Raw genomic sequence first — 22,739 nt, 5'->3', positions numbered from 1 at the left:
CAGAGGTCCTTAAAAAAGCCCGCTAAGGCGGGCTGTTAACAGGCGTTACAGGCAGACTTCAACCTGTCCGGCATTGACCCGCACCGGCCAGGCCGCCACGGAGCGCGTTTCATCCTCCATGCAGTAGCCATCGCTGAGGCGGAAATGCTGCTTTTTCAGCGGGCTGGCCACCCACAGCGCATCCTGATGTTCGGCGATAATGCCGCGTGACAGCACGCTGGCATCGGCAAACGGGTCGATATTGCTGATGGCATAGAGCTGCTCATCGTCGCGCGGGCGGAAAATAGCCACCTGCTGGCCTTTGACCAGCGCGCAGACGCCCGTGGCGGGCAGGATCTGCGTCAGCGGGCACACCGGATTCCACTGGCTCATGATTCGGTCTCCTCAATCAGGGTCACGGCAATACGTTCTTCGGGGCGCGCCGGGCGATGCTGATCGCGCTCTGCCACCCGCTGCACGGCAGGATCGCGCTGCGGCGAATTGATAAAGTGGGCAAAGCGCGTCAGCTGGCTCTCATCTTCCAGCGTCGCCTGCCATTCACAGCGAACGCTGGCACGCAGCGCGGCGAACTGCTGTTCCATCTGGCTGTTAAGGCCGAGTTTGTCATCCACGATCACGCTACGCAGATAGTCGATGCCACCCTCCAGACTCTCCAGCCACAGCGAGGTGCGCTGCAGGCGATCGGCGGTGCGGATATAGAACATCATGAAGCGGTCAAGATAGGTGACCAGCGTCTGCTGATCGAGATCTGCCGCCAGCAGGTCGCCATGACGTGGTTTCATGCCGCCGTTGCCGCAGACGTAGAGGTTCCAGCCTTTTTCGGTGGCGATAATGCCGACATCTTTGCCCTGGGCCTCTGCGCATTCACGGGTGCAGCCGGAGACACCAAACTTCATTTTGTGCGGTGTACGGATGCCTTTATAGCGGTTCTCAAGCATAACGCCGAAGCCGAGGCTGTCACCCACGCCGTAACGGCACCAGGCGCTGCCGACGCAGGTTTTCGCCATACGCAGCGCTTTAGCATAGGCCTGACCGGTTTCAAATCCGGCCTCGATCAGCTGTGACCAGATAGCGGGCAGATCGTCTTTCTGCGCGCCAAACAAGCCGATGCGCTGCGAGCCGGTGATTTTGGTGTAGAGCTGGTAGCGTTCGGCGATCTCGCCAATCACCTTCAGTCCCTGTGGTGTAATTTCACCGCCGGGCGAGCGCGGGATGACCGAATAGGTGCCATCTTTCTGGATATTACCCAGATAGAGGTCGTTGCTGTCCTGCAACGGCGCGTGCTGCGGCTTGAGTACGTATTCGTTCCAGCAGGAAGCGAGCAGGGAGCCAACCGCGGGCTTGCATATTTCACAGCCGTAACCCTGACCATAGCGGGCCAGCAGCTCATCAAAGGTTTTAATCTCTTCAACCTGAATCAGGTGATACAGCTCCTGACGTGACCAGGCGAAGTGGGCACAAAGGTGGTTATTGACCTCGATACCCTGACGACTGAGTTCACTGTTCAGTACCTGGGTAATCAGGGGGATACAGCCGCCGCAGCCGGTACCGGCTCGGGTGCTGCTTTTCAGGGCGGCCACGGTGTGACAGCCACCCTGAACCGCTTTGATGATGTCGCCTTTGCTGACGTCGAAGCAGGAGCAGATTTGCGCGCTGTCAGGCAGGGAATCGACGCCGATGGCCGGTTTCTCCCCGCTGCCCGCTGGCAGAATCAGCGCTTCCGGGTTATCCGGCAGCGGAATACCATTCAACACCAGCTGCAGCAGGTTGCCATAGTCGCTGGTGTCGCCCACCAGCACCGCACCCAGCAGAGCTTTTTGATCTTCACTGATAATCAGGCGTTTGTAGACCGATTTGCTTTCATCCAGCCAGACCACGCTGCGTGCGCCTGGCGTGGTGCCGCGCGCATCGCCAATGCCGCCGACATCGACACCCAGCAGCTTGAGTTTGGCGCTCATGTCCGCGCCGGTAAACGCATTATCGCGGCCCAGCAGCTGATCGCTGGCGACCTGCGCCATTTTGTAACCCGGCGCCACAAGGCCATAGACGCGATTCTGCCAGGCGGCACACTCACCGATGGCATAAATGGCGGGATCGCTGGTGCGGCACTGGTCATCAATGGCGATACCGCCGCGCGGACCCAGAGTTAATCCACACTGTTTTGCCAGTTTGTCCTGCGGGCGGATGCCGGTGGAGAAAACGATGAAATCGACTTCCAGCGCACTGCCGTCGGCGAACTGCAGCGTTTTACCGCCGTGCTCATGATGCACTATCTGCTGGGTGTTTTTGCTGGTGTGGACCCGCACGCCCATCTGCTCAATCTTGCGACGCAGCTGTTCCCCGCCTTGCTGATCGAGCTGTTCTGCCATCAGTACCGGCGCAAATTCAATAACGTGGGTTTCAATACCCAGGTTTTTCAGCGCGCCCGCGGCTTCCAGTCCCAGCAGGCCGCCGCCAATCACCGCACCGCGTTTGCTGCGGCGCGAGCAGGCTTCAATGGCATTGAGATCTTCGATGGTGCGGTAGACAAAGCAGTCGCTGCCTTCGGCACCCTTAATCGGCGGGATCCACGGATAAGAGCCGGTGGCAAAAATCAGTGTGTCATAGTGAACGGCTCGCCCGGTGCTGGAGTGGATGAGCTTCTCATCACGGTTAATGGTGATGGCGCGCTCGCCCAGCAGCAGATTGACCTGATGTTTGTCGTAATAGCCTTCACGAACCAGCGACAGCTCTTCGGCGGTGTGATGGGAGAAGTAAGCGGACAGATGGACACGGTCGTAGGCGACGCGGGGTTCTTCACAAAAGACGGTCAGCGAAAACTGGTCGGGTTCCGCTTTCTCAAGTAACTCTTCTATGAAGCGGTGGCCGACCATGCCGTTACCGATAACGACGACATTGTGCTTGCTCATTTTTGCCTCAAATTTGTGATATCTGCGGCTACAATAGCGCGCCCTTTCTGACGCTTATTGATATGCATCAACCACAACGCCATATACCCATTAAGAGGTATATAGTTGATTTTAATTAGTTTTATCTGGCGCGGCTAACCTGCTGAATATCCTGCATTGCCACGGGTGGTATGAATCGTGTTAGTTTTAACCACACGGGTTTTTCGGATAAGGAATCAGCCATGCTGTCACCTAAGTGGATCAATAACGTGCGTTTACCCTGGCGGGAAGGATTGTGGCAAATCGAAATCGCCGACGGAAAAATAGCCCGGATTTCAGCCCAGCCGCAGCAGCCTTCTCCGGTGGAGCAATCGCTGGACGGCGAGGGCGGCTTAGCCTGCGCGCCCTTCATTGAGCCGCATATTCATCTGGATACCACCCAGACGGCGGGTGAACCGGCATGGAATCAGTCCGGCACGCTGTTTGAAGGAATTGAGCGCTGGGCCGAGCGAAAGGCGCTGCTCAGCCATGAAGATGTCAAACAGCGGGCGTTGCAGACGCTGAAGTGGCAGATCGCCAACGGCATTCAGTTTGTCCGCACCCATGTTGACGTGTCAGACCCCTCACTGACGGCGCTGAAAGCGATGCTGGAAGTGAAAGCGGAGATGGCACCCTGGATCACCATCCAGATTGTGGCGTTTCCCCAGGAGGGCATTCTCTCTTATCCCAACGGCGAAGCGTTGCTGGAGGAGGCCCTGCGGCTGGGCGCGGATGTGGTCGGTGCGATTCCGCACTACGAATTCACCCGCGAATATGGCGTCGGGTCGCTGCACAAAACCTTTGCGCTGGCTGACCGCTATGACCGGCTGATCGATGTTCACTGCGATGAGATCGATGATGAACAGTCACGCTTTGTGGAAACCGTGGCGGCGCTGGCCCATCGCGACGGCAACGGCGCACGCGTGACGGCCAGTCATACCACCGCGATGCACTCTTACAATGGCGCGTACGCCTCACGGCTGTTCCGGCTGCTGAAGCTGTCGGGCATTAACTTTGTCGCCAATCCGCTGGTTAATATTCACCTGCAGGGCCGCTTCGACACCTATCCTAAGCGGCGCGGCATTACGCGGGTAAAAGAGATGCTGGAGGCAGAGATCAACGTCTGCTTTGGCCATGACGATGTGTTTGATCCCTGGTATCCGCTGGGCACCGCCAACATGCTGCAGGTACTGCATATGGGATTACATGTCTGTCAGCTGATGGGCTATGAGCAGATTGATGCGGGTCTGGATCTGATTACGCATAACAGCGCGAAGACGATGCAGCTTGCAGGCTATGGCATTCAGAGCGGCAACGAGGCCAGTCTGATTATATTGCCAGCAGAGAGCGGTTTTGATGCGGTAAGAAGGCAGGTCCCGGTGCGCTATTCAGTGCGTCGTGGCGTGGTGGTGGCGGAGACGAAGCCTGCAGAAAGTGAGATTTACTGGCGGGAACGGGAGCGCGTAGATTTCCGACGTTAATGAGCAGGGCGGCGATCGCTCGCCGCCCTGAAGGATTAATGCGTGACGTGACCGTGAGTACGATGACGGCTGACAAAGCCGAGCAGGGCACACATCACAAATACCACGGCGTAAAGCGCATTCGCCGTCGCCAGTGCGGTATGCACACCACTTTTCTCAACGATAGGCGCCGTGACCACAAAGGTCAGCATGGTGCCGACGGTGCCGCAGGTCAGAATGAAGTTCACCAGCTTCGGTGACGCCACTTTGGTCTGGAGCGAGCCGAGAGTGATGATGGTGGTATAGATAGCACTTGAGCTGAAGCCCAGAATCATGATGATCCATTTCAGCATGCCGGCATCGCTGCTGCTGACGAACCAGTACATCAGTATCGTAGCCAGACCCGCCAGCACCATCAGAATGCGTTGCAGATCGAAGAAGCGCAGCAGGAAGCTGAAGGCCCACATACCGACCATATATGCCGTCCAGAAGCTGCCCACCAGTTGCCCGGCGTCATTGATGTTCATGCCCATAACTTTGGTGGCATATTCCGGCACCCAGGAGATAAAACCGAGCTGGCCCAGGATGTAGCAGAGTGCCGCGACAGCCAGTAGCAGCACGCCCACACCCCATTTCTCTTTCTCAACGGTCGGGCTGTTCTCAGGCTTACGCAGCACCGGGAACTCCACAAACAGCGTCATGACGAAGATGGCGACGTAGATAACGCCGATGCAGACGTAGACCCAGTACCACGGCAGCTGACGCGCCAGCAGAATGCCTGCCAGCACCGGAAACAGCGTGCCCGCCATGCTGAAGAAGGAGTCGGTAAACAGCAGACGTGAACCACGCTGACGGCCTTCATACATGTGAGTGATCAGGAAGGTGCCGATCGACATGGTGATGCCGCTGACCACGCCCAGCACAAACATACAGAGCGAGAATATGGTCAGATCGCGGCTGGTCATCAGCCCGATTATCGCCAGCACCATCAGGACGAAGCCGAAAATCAGCTGGCGCTTCAGTGGCACAATCACCATCAGCCAGGCGTTCAGGAAGACCGCCGCCAGGATGCCGCTGTTGAGGAAGGTGAAGGTGTTACTCATGCTGGAGATAGGGATCTGGAAATCTTTTGCGATATCGCCCATTACCATGCCGGTAACGATCACCAGCGCGCCGGTCAGCGCGTAGGAGAAGAAGCTTATCCAGGTAAGGCCAATACGATTACGGTTTGTCATGTTCTGAACCTGTTGAGAACCGGGTGCCAAAAAGTGTCAGAAAGTGTAAACGGAACTGTGATCTTAATAAACAAGCAGTGAAACTACAGATCCATATTTCATGTGTTGTGTGATTTTAATCACGTAATTACGGTTGTTTAACGTTTGCTCAGCGCTTTTGCCGCAACAGCGTAAATATAGGTAAAACGCTGGCTCATGGAATAGAGTCTCTTTACAATCAATCACGTTTTTGTGCCCGCTCTCCCAGGTAAGGAATCTTTCATGTTTAAACGTACTTTAACAGCGGCCATCACCCTGTTAGCGCTCTCTTCCGTTTCCGCCCAAGCGCTGGCCGCAAAAGGTGACACCCACGTTCTGCTCACCACCTCCGCCGGCAATATCGAACTCGAACTGAATAACCAGAAAGCGCCGGTTTCTGTGAAAAACTTTGTTGATTACGTCAACAACGGTTTTTACAACAACACCATTTTTCATCGCGTGATCCCGGGCTTTATGGTGCAGGGTGGTGGCTTCACCACGGATATGCAGCAGAAGCAGACCAACGCGCCAATTAAAAACGAAGCGGACAATGGACTGCGTAACCTGCGCGGTACCATCTCTATGGCGCGTACTGCCGATAAAGACAGTGCCACCAGCCAGTTCTTCCTCAACGTTGCGGATAATGCCTTCCTCGACCACGGCCAGCGCGATTTCGGCTATGCCGTATTTGGTAAGATTGTGAAAGGTCAGGATGTGGTTGAAAAAATTTCTCAGGTTCCGACCAAAGATGTGGGTCCGTACCAGAATGTGCCGTCCAAACCGGTAGTTATCCTCTCTGCCAAAGTCCTGCCTTAACGCTTTTTGTCGCCATCTGCGGATGGCGACCGCCTGTCGCTTCCGGCAAAGCCAGAATTTGCTCTTATACTTAGGGCAAAAACCTGAGCAGGAGGCGGTATGGCGAACAAACTCACCGAAAAACAGAAGGTCACTCTGTGGCAACAGCGGCGTAGCGCCAGCTATCAGGCCAGCTGTAAGCTGGAAGGCTTTGCGCCGAATGAAACCAGCCTGAACAGTGAAGATGCGGCTGCACGCCTGGCGTCACTGAGGAGGCAATATGGACTCTAATACCGCTGTGACCCAGGATCCTTACCTGTGGCAGCATGACACGGTGCTGAAAAATCTGGCCGACATTCATGACGCCGCGCAACTGCGCAAGGCGGAGCTGAGCTTCAGTGCAGCGCGTGCCGCCACGCTGGAACTGGGGCCGCGTAATCCCGGATTGCCTTACCTGCGCCAGATCCACCGCACGCTGTTCCAGGACATTTACAGCTGGGCTGGCGAACTGCGCACCATCGATATCTGGCGTGATGAGACGCCGTTCTGCCATTTTGAATATATCGAAAAGGAAGGTAACGCGCTGATGGCCGCGCTGGAAGAGGAGAAAGGCCTGGCTGAGTTGCCGCGTGACGAATTTATTCAGCGCATCGCTCATTACTACTGCGAAATCAATATGCTGCATCCTTTCCGTCATGGAAATGGCCGGGCGCAGCGGATTTTCTTTGAGCAGTTGGCGCTGCATGCCGGTTATCTGCTGAACTGGGAAGAGACGGATGCTGAAAGCTGGAAAGCCGCTAATCAGGCGGGTGTAGCCGGAGACCTGACTCCGCTGGAGCAGGTGTTTGCGAAAGTGGTGAGTGAGGCGGCTTAACCGCGTAGAATAGCGGCGCGGTTTATCATTCTGGACGCGTCATGCTGCTGCTTATCGACAATTACGACTCCTTTACCTGGAATCTTTATCAATACTTCTGCGAGCTGGGCGCGCAGGTTCAGGTGGTGCGCAATGATGCCATCACCCTGGAGCAGATGGCAGCGTTACCGCTGACCCATCTGGTCATCTCTCCTGGTCCCTGCACGCCGTCAGAGTCGGGCATCTCGCTGGCGGCGATTCGGCATTTCGCCGGTAACGTGCCGGTGCTGGGTGTCTGCCTGGGCCATCAGGCGATTGCGCAGGCCTATGGCGCGAAGGTGGTGCGGGCGCGTCAGGTGATGCACGGCAAAACCTCCGCGATTCAGCACACCGGCCAGGGCGTGTTCCGAAATCTCAATAATCCCCTTACCGTGACCCGCTACCACTCGCTGATTGTGCAGCGCGATTCCCTGCCCGATGCGTTCGAGGTGACGGCCTGGACGGTGCGTGACGGCGAGCCTGACGAAATTATGGGATTCCGCCATAAAACCCTGGCGCTGGAAGGCGTGCAGTTCCATCCCGAAAGCATTCTCAGCGAGCAGGGACATCAGCTGCTGCGCAATTTCCTTGCGCAATAAGTTGCCTTTGAGTGATTTTTTATGCATATTTTGTGATTATTATTTCAATGTTGCACAACAATCATTCAAATGGGGTAACTAATGGCAGCGGAAAAAATGGCGGTCACGCGGGAGACGTTCGATAACGTTATTTTGCCTGTTTATGCACCTGCGCAGTTTGTGCCGGTAAAAGGCAAGGGCAGTCGCGTATGGGATCAGCAGGGCAAAGAGTATATCGACTTCTCGGGTGGTATTGCCGTTACCGCACTTGGACACTGCCATCCTGCGCTGGTAGAAACACTGAAAAGCCAGGGCGAAACGCTGTGGCATACCAGTAATGTCTTTACCAACGAACCGGCACTGCGTCTCGCCAGTAAGTTAATTCAGGCGACCTTTGCCGATCGCGTTTTCTTCGCCAACTCCGGTGCCGAAGCCAACGAAGCGGCGTTTAAGCTGGCGCGCTACTATGCCTGCAAACGCCACAGCCCGTTCAAAAGTAAGATCATCGCGTTTCACAATGCCTTTCATGGCCGGACGCTGTTTACCGTTACGGTCGGCGGCCAGCCAAAATATTCTGATGGATTCGGCCCGAAACCGGCGGATATTGTCCACGTGCCGTTCAATGATCTGGACGCCGTGAAAGCGGTAATCGACGATCACACCTGTGCCATTGTGGTTGAACCGATTCAGGGTGAGGGCGGCGTCATGCCCGCGACGCAGGAATTCATGCAGGGACTGCGTGCACTTTGCGATCAGCATCAGGCGTTGCTGGTACTGGACGAAGTGCAGAGCGGTATGGGACGCAGCGGCAAGCTGTTCGCCTATGAGCATTATGGCGTCCAGCCCGATATTCTGACCTCAGCCAAAGCGCTGGGCGGCGGTTTCCCGGTGAGCGCCATGCTGACCACCAATGAGATCGCTTCGACTATGGCACCAGGCGTGCATGGCACCACCTATGGCGGTAATCCGCTGGCCTGCGCCATCGCCGAAACGGCGCTGGATATCATCAATACGCCAGACGTGCTGGCGGGCGTTGAGATGCGTCGCCAGCACTTTGTTACGGCGCTACAGGCCATCGACGCGAAGTATGACCTGTTCAGTGACATTCGCGGGAAAGGTCTGCTGATTGGCGCGGCGCTGAAACCTCAGCATGCCGGCAGGTCGCGCGACATTCTGAATGCAGCTGCCGCTGAAGGGGTGATGGTGCTGGTGGCGGGCACCGATGTGATGCGCTTTGCTCCGTCGCTGATCATCGAACCTGCTGACATTGAAGAGGGCATGCGCCGCTTCGCCACCGCCGTCGGCAAAGTACTCAACGGCTAGCTTAGTTTTTACGTAAGCGTCTGATTAGCCAGCGGCCATGTTGCGGTCGCTGGTTCCACGCCAGCGATGAAATGGTGTACATCACGCTCAGGTGATCGAGAATGCGCCGCACATGCTGTTCCACCACCGTGATCGGTCCTTCACTGATGTTCTCCAGGTCATCCAGCAGATTCACCTGTGAGCTTTCACCATCATATTCCAGCCGCTGCTGACACCGCTGCAGCGCAATTTCGCAGGATTGCAGATAGCGTTGAGCCAGCGAGGCGGTCAGCATCGTGTGCTCGCGCGCCAGAATCGTGATTGCATTGATATGCTCGACGATAAACTGACTGTGGGTGACCCAGAGCCGCATATCACTCAGATAGCGGGAATTGAATGCCGGTTCCTGCATCGCCTGATTCAGTGAGTTAAACAGCGCATTGTGTGCCTGATTCACTTTCACGCGCTGATAAGCCAGTTTCTCTGGCGACTGTTCATCGCCCAGCAAGAGCCGCAGCGCATCCTGATAGGTTTCCAGCGCGTCGTGGGCGTTCTGCCGCAATAAGCCGCTCTGCCACTGCGGCCACAGCCACAGCATCCCGCCAAAGGCGATCAGACAGCCCATCAGCGTATCCATCAGTCGCGGCAGCAGAAACTGCGCGCCATTCAGTGACAGCAGTTGCAGCGAGTAAACCGCCGTAACCGTAAAGCCAATCATCGACCAGCCATAGAACTGGCGGGTAAAGCGATAGCTGATAAAGGTGATCGCCAGCATGATCAGCAGTACCAGTGACTCCGGCACCGCCAGCCGCAGCGTGGCAGCCGCAATCACCAGTCCTGCAAAGGTGCCCAGCGCCCGGTGCTGGATACGGACGCGGGTGGCGCTGTAGCCGTTCTGGCTGACGAACATAATGGTCATCAGGATCCAGTAGGGTTTAGGGATGTTGAAGAACAGCGCCAGTGCGCTACCCAGCATCAGCATCACCGCAAAGCGACCCGCCGTGCGTAGCGCCGACGAGCGAAATGAGAGATAACTGCGCAGCGCCGGTAACAGCGGCAGGCGGCGCTGGCGGTCTGCCATCAGATCGCGCTGGTAAAGCGGCTTCTGGGTGCGCAGCACGCGCGCAATGCGGTTGAAGTGATAAAGACAGAAGTTACCCACCGGATTATCGGGGTGCTGATGAGCGATTTTCTCCAGCGCGCCGAGCTGTTTATCCATCGCAAAGCGGTCGGGTAACTGGTGATAAAGGATGTTATCCGCCAGTACCCGCAGCCGGGCCGAGATGGTTTTGGCATTCCAGCGGATCACCGCTTCAGCATGGCTCTGCTCCACCAGCTTTTGCACCTCTTCCGGGCGGTGCAGGCTGACCGAGATATGCTCCTGCAGATCGAGTGCCACCTGAAAAGCGCGCGTCAGCCGCTTATGGCTGTGATCGCGGCTTGCCGACAGCATGTGCATCTGCTGATAACAGGTGTTGATCAGATCGACCACTTTCTGCTGGTGAGCCAGCAGCGGCGGCAGCGCTTTTTCGGGATCGGTCAGCTGCGTCAGAAGGGTATATTTGGCGTCGCAGTAGTTGGCCAGCTCGCGGTAGATCAGGCTCAGGCTCTCACGCATCGGCTGCTCTTTCCACAGCCAGAACCAGAACCAGTTAAATACTCCATACCAGAGCGTGCCGCCGATATAGAGCAGCGGAGTGACATAGATGGGCATGCGGCCAATCAGGCTGAGGGTAAAGATCGCGGCAATAAGGGTGCCGGGCAGCAGACGGCCATGCAGCGGGCTGATTTCACCGGTGACGCCAAGCAGCAAAGGCATAGCGAAGAGGATCAGCGGCAGTGGAATCGCATGCAGAGTGAGCCACTGGATCAGGAAGCTGCCGAGGGCAAACAGGCTGCCGCCTACAATAAGACGTTTGAAGAAGCGTTTATGCGGAGTATCAAGACCGGCGATATTGCAGCAGGCGGGCACTAACGAGAACAGCAGACCTTTTTGCAGGTCGCCAGCCAGCCAGCCCAGCGCCACCGGCAGACAGAGCACCAGCGTTTGCCGCAAGGCGTAGTTAACTTCAGGATGGTAAATGATTCGACGCCACATCGGCCCAACACAAACAATAACGGCGTGATGTTGCCATCACGCCGTGGATGACAGGAATTAGCGGGTGCCGTAAACGACGATGGTTTTGCCGTGTGCGGAGATCAGGTTCTGATCTTCCAGCATCTTCAGAATACGGCCCACGGTTTCACGTGAACAACCCACAATCTGGCCAATTTCCTGACGAGTGATTTTAATTTGCATGCCGTCGGGATGCGTCATGGCATCTGGCTGCTTCGCCAGGTTAAGCAGAGTCTGTGCAATGCGTCCGGTGACATCGAGGAAAGCGAGATTACCCACTTTTTCAGACGTGACCTGCAGGCGACGCGCCATCTGCGAGGAGAGTCGCATCAGGATGTCGGGGTTAACCTGGATCAGCTGACGGAATTTCTTGTAAGAAATCTCCGCTACTTCGCACGCGCTTTTCGCACGTACCCAGGCGCTGCGCTCCTGACCTTCTTCGAACAGGCCAAGCTCACCAATAAAATCGCCCTGATTCAGGTAGGAAAGAATCATCTCTTTGCCTTCTTCATCTTTAATCAGAACCGCGACGGAACCTTTCACGATGTAGTAAAGCGTTTCTGCTTTTTCACCTTGGTGAATCAGCGTACTTTTGGATGGATACTTGTGAATATGGCAATGGGACAGGAACCATTCGAGTGTAGGGTCTGTTTGCGGTTTGCCGAGAACCATTCGCTATTATCCTCTGTTGTAATCGTGCCCAAAATACAGGGGGCAGTTTTCCCTGTCAGGCGGTGAAAGCTTCAAGCGTTTCCTTTTCAGGAAATTATTCGGGCCGCATCAGGCGCAGTGCGCATCATTCTTCCCGGCTTCGCCATTGGGTGACGAAAAATATTTTCAGCACTGTTTGTAGCACAGCTTTTGCCGACTGTCTTCTGTTGTCTCGCTTCAGCTACGGGCGGATTTCTCTGGATTGCTGTTTACCAGGTGAAAGCGTACTCTGGCGACAAAACAGCGTATTCCGGAGCAAAAATCATGCAGGCAAGAGTGAAATGGGTAGAAGGGCTGACATTCCTCGGAGAATCCTCATCCGGCCATCAGATACTGATGGATGGCAATTCGGGTGATAAAGCGCCCAGCCCAATGGAGATGGTGCTGATGGCGGCGGGCGGATGCAGCGCGATTGACGTGGTTTCAATTCTGCAAAAAGGCCGCAACGATGTGGCTGATTGTGAAGTAAAACTGACCTCAGAACGTCGTGAAGAGGCGCCGCGAATCTTTACGCACATCAACCTGCATTTTATCGTGAGTGGAAAAGCGCTCCAGGATAAAGCGGTCTCACGCGCCGTCGATCTTTCGGCGGAAAAATATTGCTCTGTGGCCATCATGCTGGGTAAAGGTGTGACAATTACGCATAGCTATGAGGTGGTTGAGCTGTAGTCATTGCAGACCTGCTAACTTCACTTCCAGTGTCTGCTGCAGGTTGCTTTAAGACTGTGCCTGCGCAGAGAACCGGGTCAGATCGGAAAGACGCAAAAACCGCCATCCATGGCATGCTCGGCCCGCGCAATTACGCACCTCATCCCTGAGGTGCGCCCGTGACCGGGCCAACGCGTTGCGTTGTTCAAAAACGCTCCAGGCGTTTTTGTCCCAGGCGTGGGACGCTTTCCTCTTCTGACCCGGTTCCCTGCGTGTTGAGCTTATATGCTGCTGTCAGATTCGTTGTGCTCAGGGTGTGTCTGTAGCGACCTCCCTGAAACCGGATGCGGCTGCCGGACGTGAAGCGAAGGGAGCATACGCCTGTAGCAAAGCATAGCGGGCCAGGGATGGCCCGCGCTGAGCCCGCCAGGGATGGCGGTTTTGCGTCTTTGCGAAAGGCGTATGCTCCCTGAAGCCTGCTCAGCAGTAAGCCTTTATCCGCAGAAAAGCCGGTTTTACATTTTTGCGAAAGGCATCTGCTATCTGAGGGTTTTTTGCTGACCTCTTATTCTATCCGTTTACCTTCCATAAGCCGTTTCACCAGCGGGCCCATGATCAACTCCATCGCCAGCCCCATTTTGCCGCCAGGCACCACCAGCGTATTAATGTGCGAGATAAACGAACCCTGCAGCATTGCCAGCAGGTAAGGGAAGTCAATGTCCTCCAGCCCCTGAAAGTGAATCACGACAAAGCTCTCATCCAGTGACGGAATGGCGCGGGCTGCGAACGGGTTGGAAGTATCGATGGTTGGAACGCGCTGAAAGTTGATATGGGTGCGTGAAAACTGGGGCGTGATGTAGTTGATGTAATCTTCCATTGAGCGCACCACGGAATCCATCACTGCTTCACGTGAATGACCGCGCTCGCCGGTGTCGCGCACCAGCTTCTGAATCCACTCCAGGTTAACAATCGGTACCACGCCCACCAGCAGATCGACCTGTTCCGCCACGTTGTGCTGCGCCGTCACCACGCCGCCATGCAATCCTTCATAAAAAAGAATATCGGTGTTCTGCGGTAGCGGCTGCCAGGGCGTGAAAGTACCGGGTACCTGATTCCACGGCACGGCTTCATCGTAGGTGTGCAGATATTTACGCGACTGCCCCTGCCCGCTGTGACCATATTCTTTAAAGCTCTGCTCCAGCAGGCCAAAGTCATTGGCTTCCGGGCCGAAGTAGCTGACATGACGTCCCAGGTCGCGCGCCTTACGAATCGCCATATCCATTTCCGGGCGGGTAAAGCGGTGAAAGCTGTCACCTTCAAGCTCCGCCGCGTGCAGGTCAAGCTGCTGAAAGATTTTGCGGAACGCCAGGCTGGTGGTAGTGGTTCCTGCGCCGCTGGAACCGGTCACCGCGATAATGGGATGACGTGCAGACATAGAAAAGCTCCCTGTGAGGTCGGACGATGAGCATTGTTATCATGAAAGGGTGCCGGGTGCATCAGCCACGAAATTCTTTGCGCGGCATGATATTGACCGATTCATGCAGTTCCGACCACACCAGCACTACTTCACCGGTTTCCAGCTGGCGTCGCACGTCAGCCACCTTGTCCAGCAGGCTGCGTTCATGCTCGCCATAGTCAGTGCCTTCACGCAGCACAAAGGTTTCAATCAGATTTTCAAGGGTCTCAGGAGAGACCTGTTGCCAGGGAATAATCACGAGATCAGTTATCCAGAAAAGGGGCGATCCACTGCGGGATGCGCTGTTCCAGCCACATTTCGGGCTGGCGTAATGTCCCGCCGACAAAACCGACGTGGCCGCCGTGTGGTGTCAGTTGATAAGTAATAGTGGCAGATAATTGGCTGCTGTGCGGGATCACCTCATCACTCATAAAGGGATCGTCTTTGGCGTGGATGATCAGCAGCGGTTTCTCTGCGTGCTTCAGCCAGGGCATGGCGCTGGCACGATGATAGTAATCGGCTGCATCGACAAAACCGTGGGCACGGGCGGTAATCGCATCATCAAAATCGCGCAGTCGCCGCAGTGCTTTTAGCTGCGCCAGATTGACCGGCAGCGTGTCCGGCCAGGCGTGCAGTTTGCGGCGGGCATTTTTCTTCAGCTGCGCCAGCAAATAGTATTGATAGAAGCGTGAGAAGCCGCGTTCCAGTTTTACGCTACACGGCTCCAGCAGCAGCGGGGCGGAGACAATGACGCCTGCATCCACTTCGGCAGCTGCGCCCTGCTGGCCCAGCAGGCAGCCCAGCATATTGCCGCCCAGCGAAAAACCGATGGCAACGGTCGGCACCTGGCCCCAGCGCGTTCGCAGCCAGTGCAGGAAAAAGCGGGCATCTTCCGTTTCGCCGGAGTGATAAATACGGTTCAGCCGATTAGGTTCGCCGCTGCAGCCGCGAAAATGCATCACTACTGCCAGCCAGCCGCGCGCACGGCAGATGTTCATCAGGCCATGAATATAGGGGCTGTGAAAGCTGCCCTCCAGCCCATGAAACAGCACGACGCGCGGTTTATGCTGCGCCTGCTGTGGGTCTTCGCTCCAGGCGAGATCGACGAAGTCGCCATCCGGCAGATCGAGTCGCTGCCAGTGAGGAGCGAACGTGACACGGCGACGCAGCAGGCGCGGCAGCATTGTCTGCAGGTGGGCGTTACGCAGGCTGTCAGGCGGCGTGAATTGCTCGTTTTGCAGTCCGGTAAATTTCATGTGGTAAAAGCTTGTCTGTTCCATATCACACTGTTAGCTTCGATAAGTTTTTTCTTGCAGGGTAAGGAGTACCCGATTGCCATGGAACTGAGTCTTTTCTTATCAATGTTGGGCTTTCTTTGGGTCGCGGCGATTACGCCCGGGCCTAATAATATGTTACTCACTGCCTCAGGCGCTAATTTTGGCTTTTTGCGTACCATTCCGCTGATGATCGGCATCATGATCGGCATGCAGGTGATGCTGCTGATGGTGGCCTTTGGCGTTGGCGGTCTGATCCTGCTTTATCCGTCGCTGCACCTGGTGCTGAAGATCGCCGGTAGCCTCTATCTGCTCTGGCTGGCGTGGAAGATAGCGACGTCCAGCTATGAAAAGCTGGAAACCGATCAGGCACCGGATGCGCCGATGCCGTTCTGGCAGGGTGGGTTGCTGCAGCTTATCAATCCTAAGGCCTGGCTGATGGCGCTGGGCGCGGTCGCCAGCTTCAGTCTGCCGGGTGATGCATATCGTCATTCAGTGATGGCGATAAGCGTCGGCATGTTTCTGGTTAATCTGGTGTCAGGCGTGATCTGGATGGCATTTGGCGCGATGATCGGCCGCATTCTGCGCAGCCGTCGCGCCTGGAAAATCTTTAACCTGGCTATGGGGCTGCTGACTGCGGCCTGCGTGCTGTTAATCTGGCACTGAATCAGCTGGATGCGCGTTCAACGCGCGTCCAGGGCAGTACCTCACGAATCACTGGCGCATTCGGATTGCGGATCTTCTGCAGCAGCAGCTGCACGCTGCGCGCGCCGAGCTGATTCATCGGCTGCTCAATGGTGGTCAGCGGTGGATTCAGGCTGCGGGTAAACGGCACGCCATCAAACCCGACGACCGCCAGATCTTCCGGCACGCACAGACCTGCTTCCAGCGCCGCATGAACCACGCCCACCGCCAGTACATCTGATACCGCAAACACCGCATCAGGCGGTTCCGGCAGCGCCATCAACTCCCTCAGCCCCTGACTGCCTGCTTCAGGGGAGATCTCACAGGTATAAGAAACGCCGGACCACGCATACCCCAGCTCCTCAATCGCCTGCCGGTAGCCTTTTTCACGATGATGCGAGTAGAGATAGCGCATGTCGCCATTGACCAGCCCGATGCGTTTACGCCCTTTACCAGCGAGGTAATGGACGGTGTCACGCGCTGCTTCAAGGTGATCAATGCTGACTGAGGAGGCGGGAATGTCAGGATTAAATTCACAGCACTGCACCCAAGGGGCTCCGGCGATCAGCGCCTGCAAATCCTGTAAGCCGGAGGCCGCATCCATGGTAATCACGCCATCCACCACTTTGCCGGTCAGCAGACTCAGATAGGCGGCTTCGCGCTGGAGCTGCGAGGCGGAGTTACAGAGCAGGATATGATAGCCATGCAGTTCCGCTTCGGCCTCGATGCCCTGAACCACGCGTGAACAGAAGGGGTTAGTGATATCCGAGATCAGCACCAGCAGCATGTTGCTTTGCGCCGTACGCAGCTGACGTGCCAGCAGATTGGGCTGATAGTCGCAGGCAGAGATTGCCGCCAGAACTTTCTCACGCGTATCGGGCTTTACACCGGGATGCGCGTTGAGAACGCGCGATACCGTGGCTTTGGAGACGCCAGCCAGCTGAGCGACTTTCTCGATCGACATCGGATACAGAGACCTTAACAGGCAAAAATTGGGAACGCATATCAATAGCACAGGGATAATGTGAGCGCCTGACATTTTTGCTTACTTTAGCTATTTTCAGCATTTGCGATTTTTAGCTTAGTTTTGCAGATAGTGATCTAAGAACTTATTTCTATTAGGGATAATTTTTAATTCCTTTATGAAACTATAGCGGCCGCAGACACTACCTCCACTATAAAAACGGCGGGGTAATGATCATGGCAGCAACACGTTTAACTTTTTTAGCCGCAGCGCTGGCACTGCTGGCGTTTCGGGCAGATGCGGTCAATGTCACCGTGGCGTACCAGACCTCAGCCGAACCCGCGAAAGTGGCGCAGGCTGACAACAATTTTGCGAAAGAGAGCGGGGCCAGCGTTGACTGGCGTAAGTTTGACAGCGGTGCAGGCGTCTTACGCGCACTGGCGTCCGGCGACGTCCAGATTGGCAACATCGGTTCCAGTCCGTTAGCGGTCGCAGCAGCGCAGAAACTGCCAATTGAAGCGTTTTTACTCGCCTCTCAGCTGGGCAACTCTGAAGCGCTGGTGGTAAAAAAGACCATTACCTCTCCTAAAGATCTCATTGGCAAACGCATTGCGGTGCCGTTCATCTCTACTACTCACTATAGCCTGCTGGCTGCACTGAAACACTGGGGCATTAAGCCGTCACAGGTGCAGCTGATAAACCTGCAGCCGCCAGCGATTATCGCGGCCTGGCAGCGTGGCGATATTGATGGTGCTTACGTCTGGGCGCCCGCAGTCAATGAGCTGGAGAAAGAAGGCAAGGTGTTAACCGACTCTGCGGAAGTGGGAAGCTGGGGATCACCGACGCTGGATGTCTGGGTAGTCCGCAAAGATTTTGCCGAACAGCACCCGGAGATCGTGACCGCCTTTGCCCGCAGCGCGATCGATGCGCAGCAGGCCTACCTTAACAGTCCCGACAGCTGGCTGAAGCAGCCTGATAACCTCAGCAAACTCTCACGCCTGAGCGGCGTGCCGGAAGCGCAGGTGCCGGGTCTGGTGAGGGGCAATACCTACCTGACGGCACAGCAGCAGGTTGAGCAGCTGGGCAAGCCGGTCAATAAGGCGATCGTCGATACCGCGCAGTTCCTGAAAGCGCAGGGCCGGGTGCCGCAGGCGGATAACGACTACAGCAGTTATGTAACCTCCCGCTTCATCGAGCCATTAGTTAAACCGTAAGGAGGCACTATGCTGCGCATCGCTCACCTTAATGCCCGTTATGCCGGACAGCCAGTGTTGCAGGATATCAATCTGCAACTGGATAGCCAGGAACTGCTGGTCGTGCTCGGCCCCTCCGGCTGTGGCAAAACCACGCTGCTTAATCTGGTGGCCGGATTCCTGCCGGTGGAGTCGGGCAGCATCACGCTGGATAACCAGCCGGTGACCGGGCCAGGCGCGGAGCGCGGCGTGGTGTTTCAGCATGAAGGGTTACTGCCGTGGCGCAACGTGCTGGATAACGTCGCCTTTGGCCTGCAGCTGGCGGGGATGCCGCGCCAGGCACGTGAGGCCATAGCGCGGAAACTCATCAGGCAGGTTGGGCTGGAAGGGGCGGAAAAGCGCGCCATCTGGCAGTTGTCCGGCGGTCAGCGTCAACGGGTAGGTATTGCCCGCGCGCTGGCCACCGATCCGCAACTGCTGCTGCTGGATGAGCCGTTTGGCGCACTGGATGCTTTTACCCGTGAGCAGATGCAGACCCTGCTGCTGACGCTGTGGCGCGACAGCGGTAAGCAGATCCTGCTGATTACACACGATATAGAAGAGGCGATTTTCCTCGCCAGTGAACTGATTCTGCTGTCGCCCGGACCGGGCCGTATCGTGGAGCGGCTACGGCCCGACTTTGGCCGCCGTTTTGCTGCGGGAGAGTCGTGCCGCAGCATCAAATCCGATCCGCAGTTTATCGCCCAGCGCGAATATGTGCTGAGCCGGGTATTTGATCAGCGGGAGGCGTTTGCATGAGCGCGTTAATCCACGATAAGTCTCTGCCGGTGCGCCGTCGGCTGCGCTGGCCGTTTTCAACCGCCTTTACGCTGAGCGTGCTGAGCCTCTCTCTGCTGTTACTGCTCTGGTGGGGCGTCACCGCGCTGGGCCTGATTGCTCCGCTGTTCCTGCCGTCGCCGCAGCAGGTGTTCAGCAAGCTGCTGGTAATTGCCAGCGCGCAGGGCTTTATGGATGCCACGCTGTGGCAGCATCTGGCCGCCAGCCTGACGCGGATGCTGATTGCGCTGACGGCTGCTGCCGCTATCGGTATTCCGGTGGGGATTCTGATGGGCCTCAGCCCGGTCGCTCGCGGCCTGCTCGATCCGCTGATTGAAATTTATCGTCCGATTCCGCCACTCGCCTATCTGCCGCTGATGGTTATCTGGTTCGGCATTGGTGAGACCTCGAAAATCCTGCTGATTTATCTGGCGATCTTCGCACCCGTGACACTCTCTACCCTGGCCGGGGTGCGTAACACGCAGCAGGTACGTATTCGCGCCGCTCGTTCGCTGGGGGCTAACCGCTGGCAACTGCTGCGCTGGGTGATCCTGCCGGGCGCGCTGCCGGAGATTCTGACCGGTCTGCGCATTGGTCTGGGAGTGGGCTGGTCAACGCTGGTGGCGGCGGAGCTGATTGCCGCCACGCGGGGTCTCGGTTTTATGGTGCAGTCAGCGGGAGAGTTTCTCGCCACCGATGTGGTGCTGGCGGGTATCGCAGTGATCGCCTTTATCGCTTTTAGTTTAGAACTCGGGCTCCGCGCGTTGCAGCGCCGTCTGACGCCCTGGAGTGGAGAACAGTCATGAATGAACGTATCAGTTTTACCCCGCTTGGCCCCTATATCGGCGCGCAGGTTTCAAACCTGGATGTCTCTCGCCCATTAAGTGATGCGCAGTTTGAACAGCTTTACCATGGCCTGCTGCGCCACCAGGTGCTGTTTCTGCGTGACCAGAAAATTACGCCGGAACAGCATCGCGCCCTGGCGATCCGCTTCGGCGACCTGCATATCCATCCGGTCTATCCCCATGCAGAAGGCGTTGAGGAGATTATCGTGCTGGATACGCATCAGGATAATCCGCCGGATAACGACAACTGGCACACCGACGTCACCTTTATCGACACGCCACCGGCTATCGCTTTACTGGCCTCAAAAGTGTTGCCGGAGGCTGGCGGTGACACGCTCTGGACCAGCGGCATTGCGGCCTACGAGGCGCTCTCTGAGCCTTTTAAGCAGATGCTGGCAGGCCTGAGTGCCGAGCATGATTTCAAAAAGTCATTCCAGGAATATAAGTACCGCAAAACCGAGGAGGAGCATCAGCGCTGGCAGCAGGCGGTGGCGAAGCATCCACCGGTGCAGCATCCGGTGATCCGCACGCATCCGGTCAGCGGTAAAAAAGCGCTGTTTGTGAACGAGGGTTTTACCACTCGGATTGTGGATTTAAGCGAGAAGGAGAGCGATGCGGTCCTAGGCTTCCTGTTTGCGCATGCCACCAAACCGGAGTTTCAGGTGCGCTGGCGCTGGCAGCCAGACGATCTGGCTATCTGGGATAATCGGGTGACGCAGCATTATGCCAATGCCGACTACTATCCCGCCCGGCGCATCATGCAGCGGGCAACGGTGCTGGGCGATAAACCGCGTTAAAAGATTCTCCCCGCGAGCGGGGAGAGTTTATTTATGAAGCCATCATCTGTTCGAGCTGTTCCTGGGCCTCCAGCCACGCCATCTCAACCTCTTCCAGCGCAGACTTACTCTCCGCCTGACGCTGCAGCGCGGTGGTCAGGTCCGCTTTACGGCTCGGCTCATAAATTGCACTGTCTGAGAGCTGCGCTTCGGCATCGGCCAGCTGGCTCTGCCATTTGCTCATCTGCTTTTCCAGCTTCTCGATCTCTTTGCGCAGTGGTTGCGTCTGGGTGCGCAGTTCGGCATCGCGGCGCTTCTGATCTTTACGCGCCTGGGCACTATTGCCGTTATCCTGCTTCGGTGCGGCATCCTGTTGCACCTGCTGTTTCTGCAGATCGCTCAGCCACTGCTGATAATCTTCGAGGTCGCCCTCAAACACATCCACTTTGCCATCGTGCACCAGATAGAGATCGTCGGTGGTGGCGCGCAGCAGGTGACGGTCGTGCGACACCACCACCAGCGCACCTTCGAAGTCGATCAACGCTTCGGTCAGCGCCTGACGCATATCGAGATCCAGGTGGTTGGTAGGTTCATCGAGCAGCAGCAGGTTAGGGCGCTGCCAGACAATCAGGGCCAGCACCAGTCGCGCTTTCTCACCGCCGGAGAAGCGCTCGGTGTTTTCAGTGACTTTATCGCCACGGAAATCGAAGCCGCCCAGATAGTCACGCAGCTGCTGTTCCAGCACCTGAGGTGCAATGCGCGATAGATGCTGCAGCGGCGACTCGTCAGCCCGCAGGTACTCCAGCTGATGCTGGGCGAAGTAACCGAGCTTAATCCCTTTCGCCAGCCCCATCTTGCCGTCCATCGCTTCCAGCTCACCCGCCAGCAGCTTAATCAGGGTCGATTTACCGGCGCCGTTACGTCCCAGCAGGCCGATGCGCGATCCCGGAACCAGGTTGAGCTTGATGGCGTCGAGAATGATACGGTCGCCATAGCCCGCGGTGACCTTCTCCATCTTCATCAGCGGGTTAGGCAGGTTCTCCGGCTTGCGGAAGGTGAAGCTGAACGGATTGTCGACATGGGCCGGCGCGATCATCTCCATGCGCTCCAGCATCTTGATGCGGCTCTGCGCCTGCTTGGCTTTGGTGGCCTGCGCACGGAAGCGATCAATGTAGCTGTGTAAATGCGCCACTTTCTCCTGCTGACTCTCATACAGCGCCTGCTGCTGAGCCAGTTTGGCGACGCGCTGCCGCTCAAAGGAGCTGTAGTTGCCGGTGTATTCGAACATCGACTCCTGTTCGATATGGATAATTTTGTCGATGACCGGATCGAGGAAGTCACGATCGTGCGAGATCAGGATCAGCGTGCCTTCATAACTCTTCAGCCAGCGCTCCAGCCAGATCACCGCATCGAGATCGAGGTGGTTGGTCGGTTCATCCAGCAGCAGCAGATCGGAACGACAAATCAGCGCCTGGGCCAGGTTGAGGCGCATGCGCCAGCCACCGGAGAAGTCGCTGACCGGACGCTGCAGCTGTTCCTGGCTGAAGCCCAGACCGTGCAGCAGGCTTGAGGCGCGCGCATGAATGCTCCACGCCTGCACCGCATCCAGCTTGCCATGCAGCAGCGCGATGGCATTGCCATCGTCGCGCAGATTGGCGTCCGCCAGTTCTGCTTCAAGCTGGCGGAACTGGCGATCGCCATCAATCACGTACTCCAGCGCAGCTTTATCCAGCGCGGGAGTTTCCTGATTCACCCAGGCCAGCGCCCAGTGCGCAGGAAACGTGACGGTACCGGCATCGCTGGTGATTTCACCTTTTAACAGCGACAGCAGCGTGGATTTCCCACAGCCGTTTTTACCCACCAGCCCGACCTTCTGACCGGGATTGATGGTGGCGGTGGCATTGTCGAGCAGGACGCGGATGCCGCGGCGAATTTGTAAGGCTGAGAAGACAATCATGTAAGCGCCGTATCGTCAGAATATGTTAATTTACTGGCAACATAATGAGATTTTGCTGCGTCGTGCATGGTAGCGGAAAACCGCACCAATGA

Annotated in this window: 22 protein-coding genes; 12 read left to right on the top strand and 10 right to left on the bottom strand. The window is 56.7% G+C overall.

All coding sequences use genetic code 11. The features are described from left to right. Positions 1 to 45: 45 nt before the first annotated feature. Positions 46 to 372 (bottom strand): nitrite reductase small subunit NirD, encoded by a 327-nt coding sequence (gene nirD, locus FA92_RS16205; protein WP_013359274.1) that lies wholly within the window; start codon positions 370 to 372, stop codon positions 46 to 48. Next, entirely contained in the window at positions 369 to 2,909 is a 2,541-nt protein-coding gene (gene nirB / locus FA92_RS16200; protein WP_033784154.1) for a nitrite reductase large subunit NirB, read from the bottom strand. The genes nirD and nirB overlap by 4 nt, the downstream gene beginning before the upstream one ends. A 221-nt stretch (positions 2,910 to 3,130) precedes the next feature. Between nirB and FA92_RS16195 the strand changes: the two genes are divergently transcribed. Further along, the gene (locus FA92_RS16195) at positions 3,131 to 4,408 is read left to right on the top strand and encodes a cytosine deaminase (protein ID WP_033784153.1); all 1,278 of its coding nucleotides are present in this window, start codon (positions 3,131 to 3,133) and stop codon (positions 4,406 to 4,408) included. Between the two features lie 35 nt (positions 4,409 to 4,443). Here FA92_RS16195 and tsgA read toward each other — a convergent pair whose 3' ends face one another. Beyond that, positions 4,444 to 5,622: an MFS transporter TsgA gene (gene tsgA / locus FA92_RS16190; RefSeq protein ID WP_013359271.1), complete on the bottom strand. Its 1,179-nt coding sequence runs from the start codon at positions 5,620 to 5,622 to the stop codon at positions 4,444 to 4,446. Positions 5,623 to 5,883: 261 nt separating this feature from the next. Between tsgA and ppiA the strand changes: the two genes are divergently transcribed. The 5 genes from ppiA (at position 5,884) to FA92_RS16170 (ending at position 9,228) form a co-directional block, all read left to right on the top strand. Further along, positions 5,884 to 6,456, top strand: a complete 573-nt coding sequence (gene ppiA, locus FA92_RS16185; protein WP_003852970.1) for a peptidylprolyl isomerase A — start codon at positions 5,884 to 5,886, stop codon at positions 6,454 to 6,456. A gap of 99 nt (positions 6,457 to 6,555) precedes the next feature. After that, positions 6,556 to 6,726, top strand: a complete 171-nt coding sequence (locus tag FA92_RS22800) for a YhfG family protein (RefSeq protein WP_013359270.1) — start codon at positions 6,556 to 6,558, stop codon at positions 6,724 to 6,726. Next, positions 6,716 to 7,309 (top strand): putative adenosine monophosphate-protein transferase Fic, encoded by a 594-nt coding sequence (locus FA92_RS16180; RefSeq protein ID WP_033784152.1) that lies wholly within the window; start codon positions 6,716 to 6,718, stop codon positions 7,307 to 7,309. Before FA92_RS22800 ends, FA92_RS16180 begins: the two co-directional genes overlap by 11 nt. A 41-nt stretch (positions 7,310 to 7,350) precedes the next feature. Continuing rightward, positions 7,351 to 7,926 (top strand): aminodeoxychorismate/anthranilate synthase component II, encoded by a 576-nt coding sequence (locus FA92_RS16175; RefSeq protein WP_033784151.1) that lies wholly within the window; start codon positions 7,351 to 7,353, stop codon positions 7,924 to 7,926. A gap of 81 nt (positions 7,927 to 8,007) precedes the next feature. Continuing rightward, entirely contained in the window at positions 8,008 to 9,228 is a 1,221-nt protein-coding gene (locus tag FA92_RS16170) for an aspartate aminotransferase family protein (RefSeq protein WP_013359267.1), read from the top strand. Position 9,229: 1 nt separating this feature from the next. On the opposite strand, the gene FA92_RS16165 is transcribed toward FA92_RS16170, so the two are convergent. Both FA92_RS16165 and crp read right to left on the bottom strand, forming a co-directional pair. Continuing rightward, positions 9,230 to 11,305, bottom strand: coding sequence for a YccS/YhfK family putative transporter (locus tag FA92_RS16165; protein ID WP_013359266.1), 2,076 nt, complete (start codon positions 11,303 to 11,305; stop codon positions 9,230 to 9,232). 57 nt (positions 11,306 to 11,362) lie between these two features. Continuing rightward, positions 11,363 to 11,995, bottom strand: a complete 633-nt coding sequence (gene crp / locus FA92_RS16160; RefSeq protein WP_003852956.1) for a cAMP-activated global transcriptional regulator CRP — start codon at positions 11,993 to 11,995, stop codon at positions 11,363 to 11,365. A gap of 303 nt (positions 11,996 to 12,298) precedes the next feature. Between crp and FA92_RS16155 the strand changes: the two genes are divergently transcribed. Next, positions 12,299 to 12,703: an OsmC family protein gene (locus FA92_RS16155; RefSeq protein ID WP_013359265.1), complete on the top strand. Its 405-nt coding sequence runs from the start codon at positions 12,299 to 12,301 to the stop codon at positions 12,701 to 12,703. Positions 12,704 to 13,247: 544 nt separating this feature from the next. On the opposite strand, the gene FA92_RS16150 is transcribed toward FA92_RS16155, so the two are convergent. The 3 genes from FA92_RS16150 to FA92_RS16140 form a co-directional block, all read right to left on the bottom strand. Further along, a complete protein-coding gene (locus tag FA92_RS16150) occupies positions 13,248 to 14,117 on the bottom strand; it encodes a phosphoribulokinase (RefSeq protein WP_013359264.1) in 870 nt (289 codons plus the stop codon). A 61-nt stretch (positions 14,118 to 14,178) separates the two neighbouring features. Next, a complete protein-coding gene (locus FA92_RS16145; protein WP_013359263.1) occupies positions 14,179 to 14,397 on the bottom strand; it encodes a YheU family protein in 219 nt (72 codons plus the stop codon). A 4-nt stretch (positions 14,398 to 14,401) separates the two neighbouring features. Next, a complete protein-coding gene (locus FA92_RS16140) occupies positions 14,402 to 15,418 on the bottom strand; it encodes a hydrolase (protein ID WP_033784150.1) in 1,017 nt (338 codons plus the stop codon). 57 nt (positions 15,419 to 15,475) lie between these two features. Between FA92_RS16140 and FA92_RS16135 the strand changes: the two genes are divergently transcribed. Beyond that, positions 15,476 to 16,078: a LysE family translocator gene (locus FA92_RS16135; RefSeq protein WP_033784149.1), complete on the top strand. Its 603-nt coding sequence runs from the start codon at positions 15,476 to 15,478 to the stop codon at positions 16,076 to 16,078. A gap of 1 nt (position 16,079) precedes the next feature. Here the strand turns inward: FA92_RS16135 and FA92_RS16130 are convergent, their stop codons facing one another. After that, positions 16,080 to 17,060 (bottom strand): LacI family DNA-binding transcriptional regulator, encoded by a 981-nt coding sequence (locus tag FA92_RS16130; RefSeq protein ID WP_033784148.1) that lies wholly within the window; start codon positions 17,058 to 17,060, stop codon positions 16,080 to 16,082. A gap of 236 nt (positions 17,061 to 17,296) precedes the next feature. Between FA92_RS16130 and tauA the strand changes: the two genes are divergently transcribed. Genes tauA through tauD form a run of 4 tightly spaced genes read left to right on the top strand, consistent with a single transcriptional unit; the run spans position 17,297 to position 20,711 of the window. Beyond that, entirely contained in the window at positions 17,297 to 18,274 is a 978-nt protein-coding gene (gene tauA, locus FA92_RS16125) for a taurine ABC transporter substrate-binding protein (protein ID WP_033784681.1), read from the top strand. 9 nt (positions 18,275 to 18,283) lie between these two features. Next, complete coding sequence (gene tauB, locus FA92_RS16120; RefSeq protein WP_033784147.1) at positions 18,284 to 19,051, top strand: taurine ABC transporter ATP-binding subunit; 768 nt, start codon at positions 18,284 to 18,286, stop codon at positions 19,049 to 19,051. Continuing rightward, positions 19,048 to 19,875 carry a taurine ABC transporter permease TauC gene (gene tauC, locus FA92_RS16115; protein ID WP_013359257.1) on the top strand — a complete coding sequence of 276 codons (828 nt, stop codon included), beginning with the start codon at positions 19,048 to 19,050 and terminating at the stop codon, positions 19,873 to 19,875. Before tauB ends, tauC begins: the two co-directional genes overlap by 4 nt. Further along, a complete protein-coding gene (gene tauD / locus FA92_RS16110; protein ID WP_033784146.1) occupies positions 19,872 to 20,711 on the top strand; it encodes a taurine dioxygenase in 840 nt (279 codons plus the stop codon). The genes tauC and tauD overlap by 4 nt, the downstream gene beginning before the upstream one ends. A gap of 31 nt (positions 20,712 to 20,742) precedes the next feature. On the opposite strand, the gene FA92_RS16105 is transcribed toward tauD, so the two are convergent. Next, the gene (locus tag FA92_RS16105; protein WP_033784145.1) at positions 20,743 to 22,647 is read right to left on the bottom strand and encodes an ABC transporter ATP-binding protein; all 1,905 of its coding nucleotides are present in this window, start codon (positions 22,645 to 22,647) and stop codon (positions 20,743 to 20,745) included. Positions 22,648 to 22,739 lie beyond the last annotated feature (92 nt).

Origin of the sequence: Pantoea sp. 9140 (assembly GCF_000745295.1) — a bacterium.
Classification (GTDB): domain Bacteria; phylum Pseudomonadota; class Gammaproteobacteria; order Enterobacterales; family Enterobacteriaceae; genus Pantoea; species Pantoea vagans.
The sequence above is the reverse complement of the archived record's forward strand: the minus strand, read 5'-3'. Positions and strand labels throughout refer to the sequence as shown.

Coding starts and splice junctions, on each gene's coding strand:
- FA92_RS16150 (WP_013359264.1), bottom strand. CDS start 14,117: ATGTCTGCACGTCATCCCATTATCGCGGTGACCGGTTCCAGCGGCGCA.
- FA92_RS16170 (WP_013359267.1), top strand. CDS start 8,008: ATGGCAGCGGAAAAAATGGCGGTCACGCGGGAGACGTTCGATAACGTT.
- FA92_RS16180 (WP_033784152.1), top strand. CDS start 6,716: ATGGACTCTAATACCGCTGTGACCCAGGATCCTTACCTGTGGCAGCAT.
- tauC (WP_013359257.1), top strand. CDS start 19,048: ATGAGCGCGTTAATCCACGATAAGTCTCTGCCGGTGCGCCGTCGGCTG.
- ppiA (WP_003852970.1), top strand. CDS start 5,884: ATGTTTAAACGTACTTTAACAGCGGCCATCACCCTGTTAGCGCTCTCT.
- FA92_RS16195 (WP_033784153.1), top strand. CDS start 3,131: ATGCTGTCACCTAAGTGGATCAATAACGTGCGTTTACCCTGGCGGGAA.
- tsgA (WP_013359271.1), bottom strand. CDS start 5,622: ATGACAAACCGTAATCGTATTGGCCTTACCTGGATAAGCTTCTTCTCC.
- FA92_RS22800 (WP_013359270.1), top strand. CDS start 6,556: ATGGCGAACAAACTCACCGAAAAACAGAAGGTCACTCTGTGGCAACAG.
- tauB (WP_033784147.1), top strand. CDS start 18,284: ATGCTGCGCATCGCTCACCTTAATGCCCGTTATGCCGGACAGCCAGTG.
- FA92_RS16140 (WP_033784150.1), bottom strand. CDS start 15,418: ATGGAACAGACAAGCTTTTACCACATGAAATTTACCGGACTGCAAAAC.
- FA92_RS16130 (WP_033784148.1), bottom strand. CDS start 17,060: ATGTCGATCGAGAAAGTCGCTCAGCTGGCTGGCGTCTCCAAAGCCACG.
- crp (WP_003852956.1), bottom strand. CDS start 11,995: ATGGTTCTCGGCAAACCGCAAACAGACCCTACACTCGAATGGTTCCTG.
- FA92_RS16155 (WP_013359265.1), top strand. CDS start 12,299: ATGCAGGCAAGAGTGAAATGGGTAGAAGGGCTGACATTCCTCGGAGAA.
- FA92_RS16175 (WP_033784151.1), top strand. CDS start 7,351: ATGCTGCTGCTTATCGACAATTACGACTCCTTTACCTGGAATCTTTAT.
- FA92_RS16105 (WP_033784145.1), bottom strand. CDS start 22,647: ATGATTGTCTTCTCAGCCTTACAAATTCGCCGCGGCATCCGCGTCCTG.
- nirD (WP_013359274.1), bottom strand. CDS start 372: ATGAGCCAGTGGAATCCGGTGTGCCCGCTGACGCAGATCCTGCCCGCC.
- nirB (WP_033784154.1), bottom strand. CDS start 2,909: ATGAGCAAGCACAATGTCGTCGTTATCGGTAACGGCATGGTCGGCCAC.
- FA92_RS16135 (WP_033784149.1), top strand. CDS start 15,476: ATGGAACTGAGTCTTTTCTTATCAATGTTGGGCTTTCTTTGGGTCGCG.
- tauA (WP_033784681.1), top strand. CDS start 17,297: ATGGCAGCAACACGTTTAACTTTTTTAGCCGCAGCGCTGGCACTGCTG.
- FA92_RS16165 (WP_013359266.1), bottom strand. CDS start 11,305: ATGTGGCGTCGAATCATTTACCATCCTGAAGTTAACTACGCCTTGCGG.
- tauD (WP_033784146.1), top strand. CDS start 19,872: ATGAATGAACGTATCAGTTTTACCCCGCTTGGCCCCTATATCGGCGCG.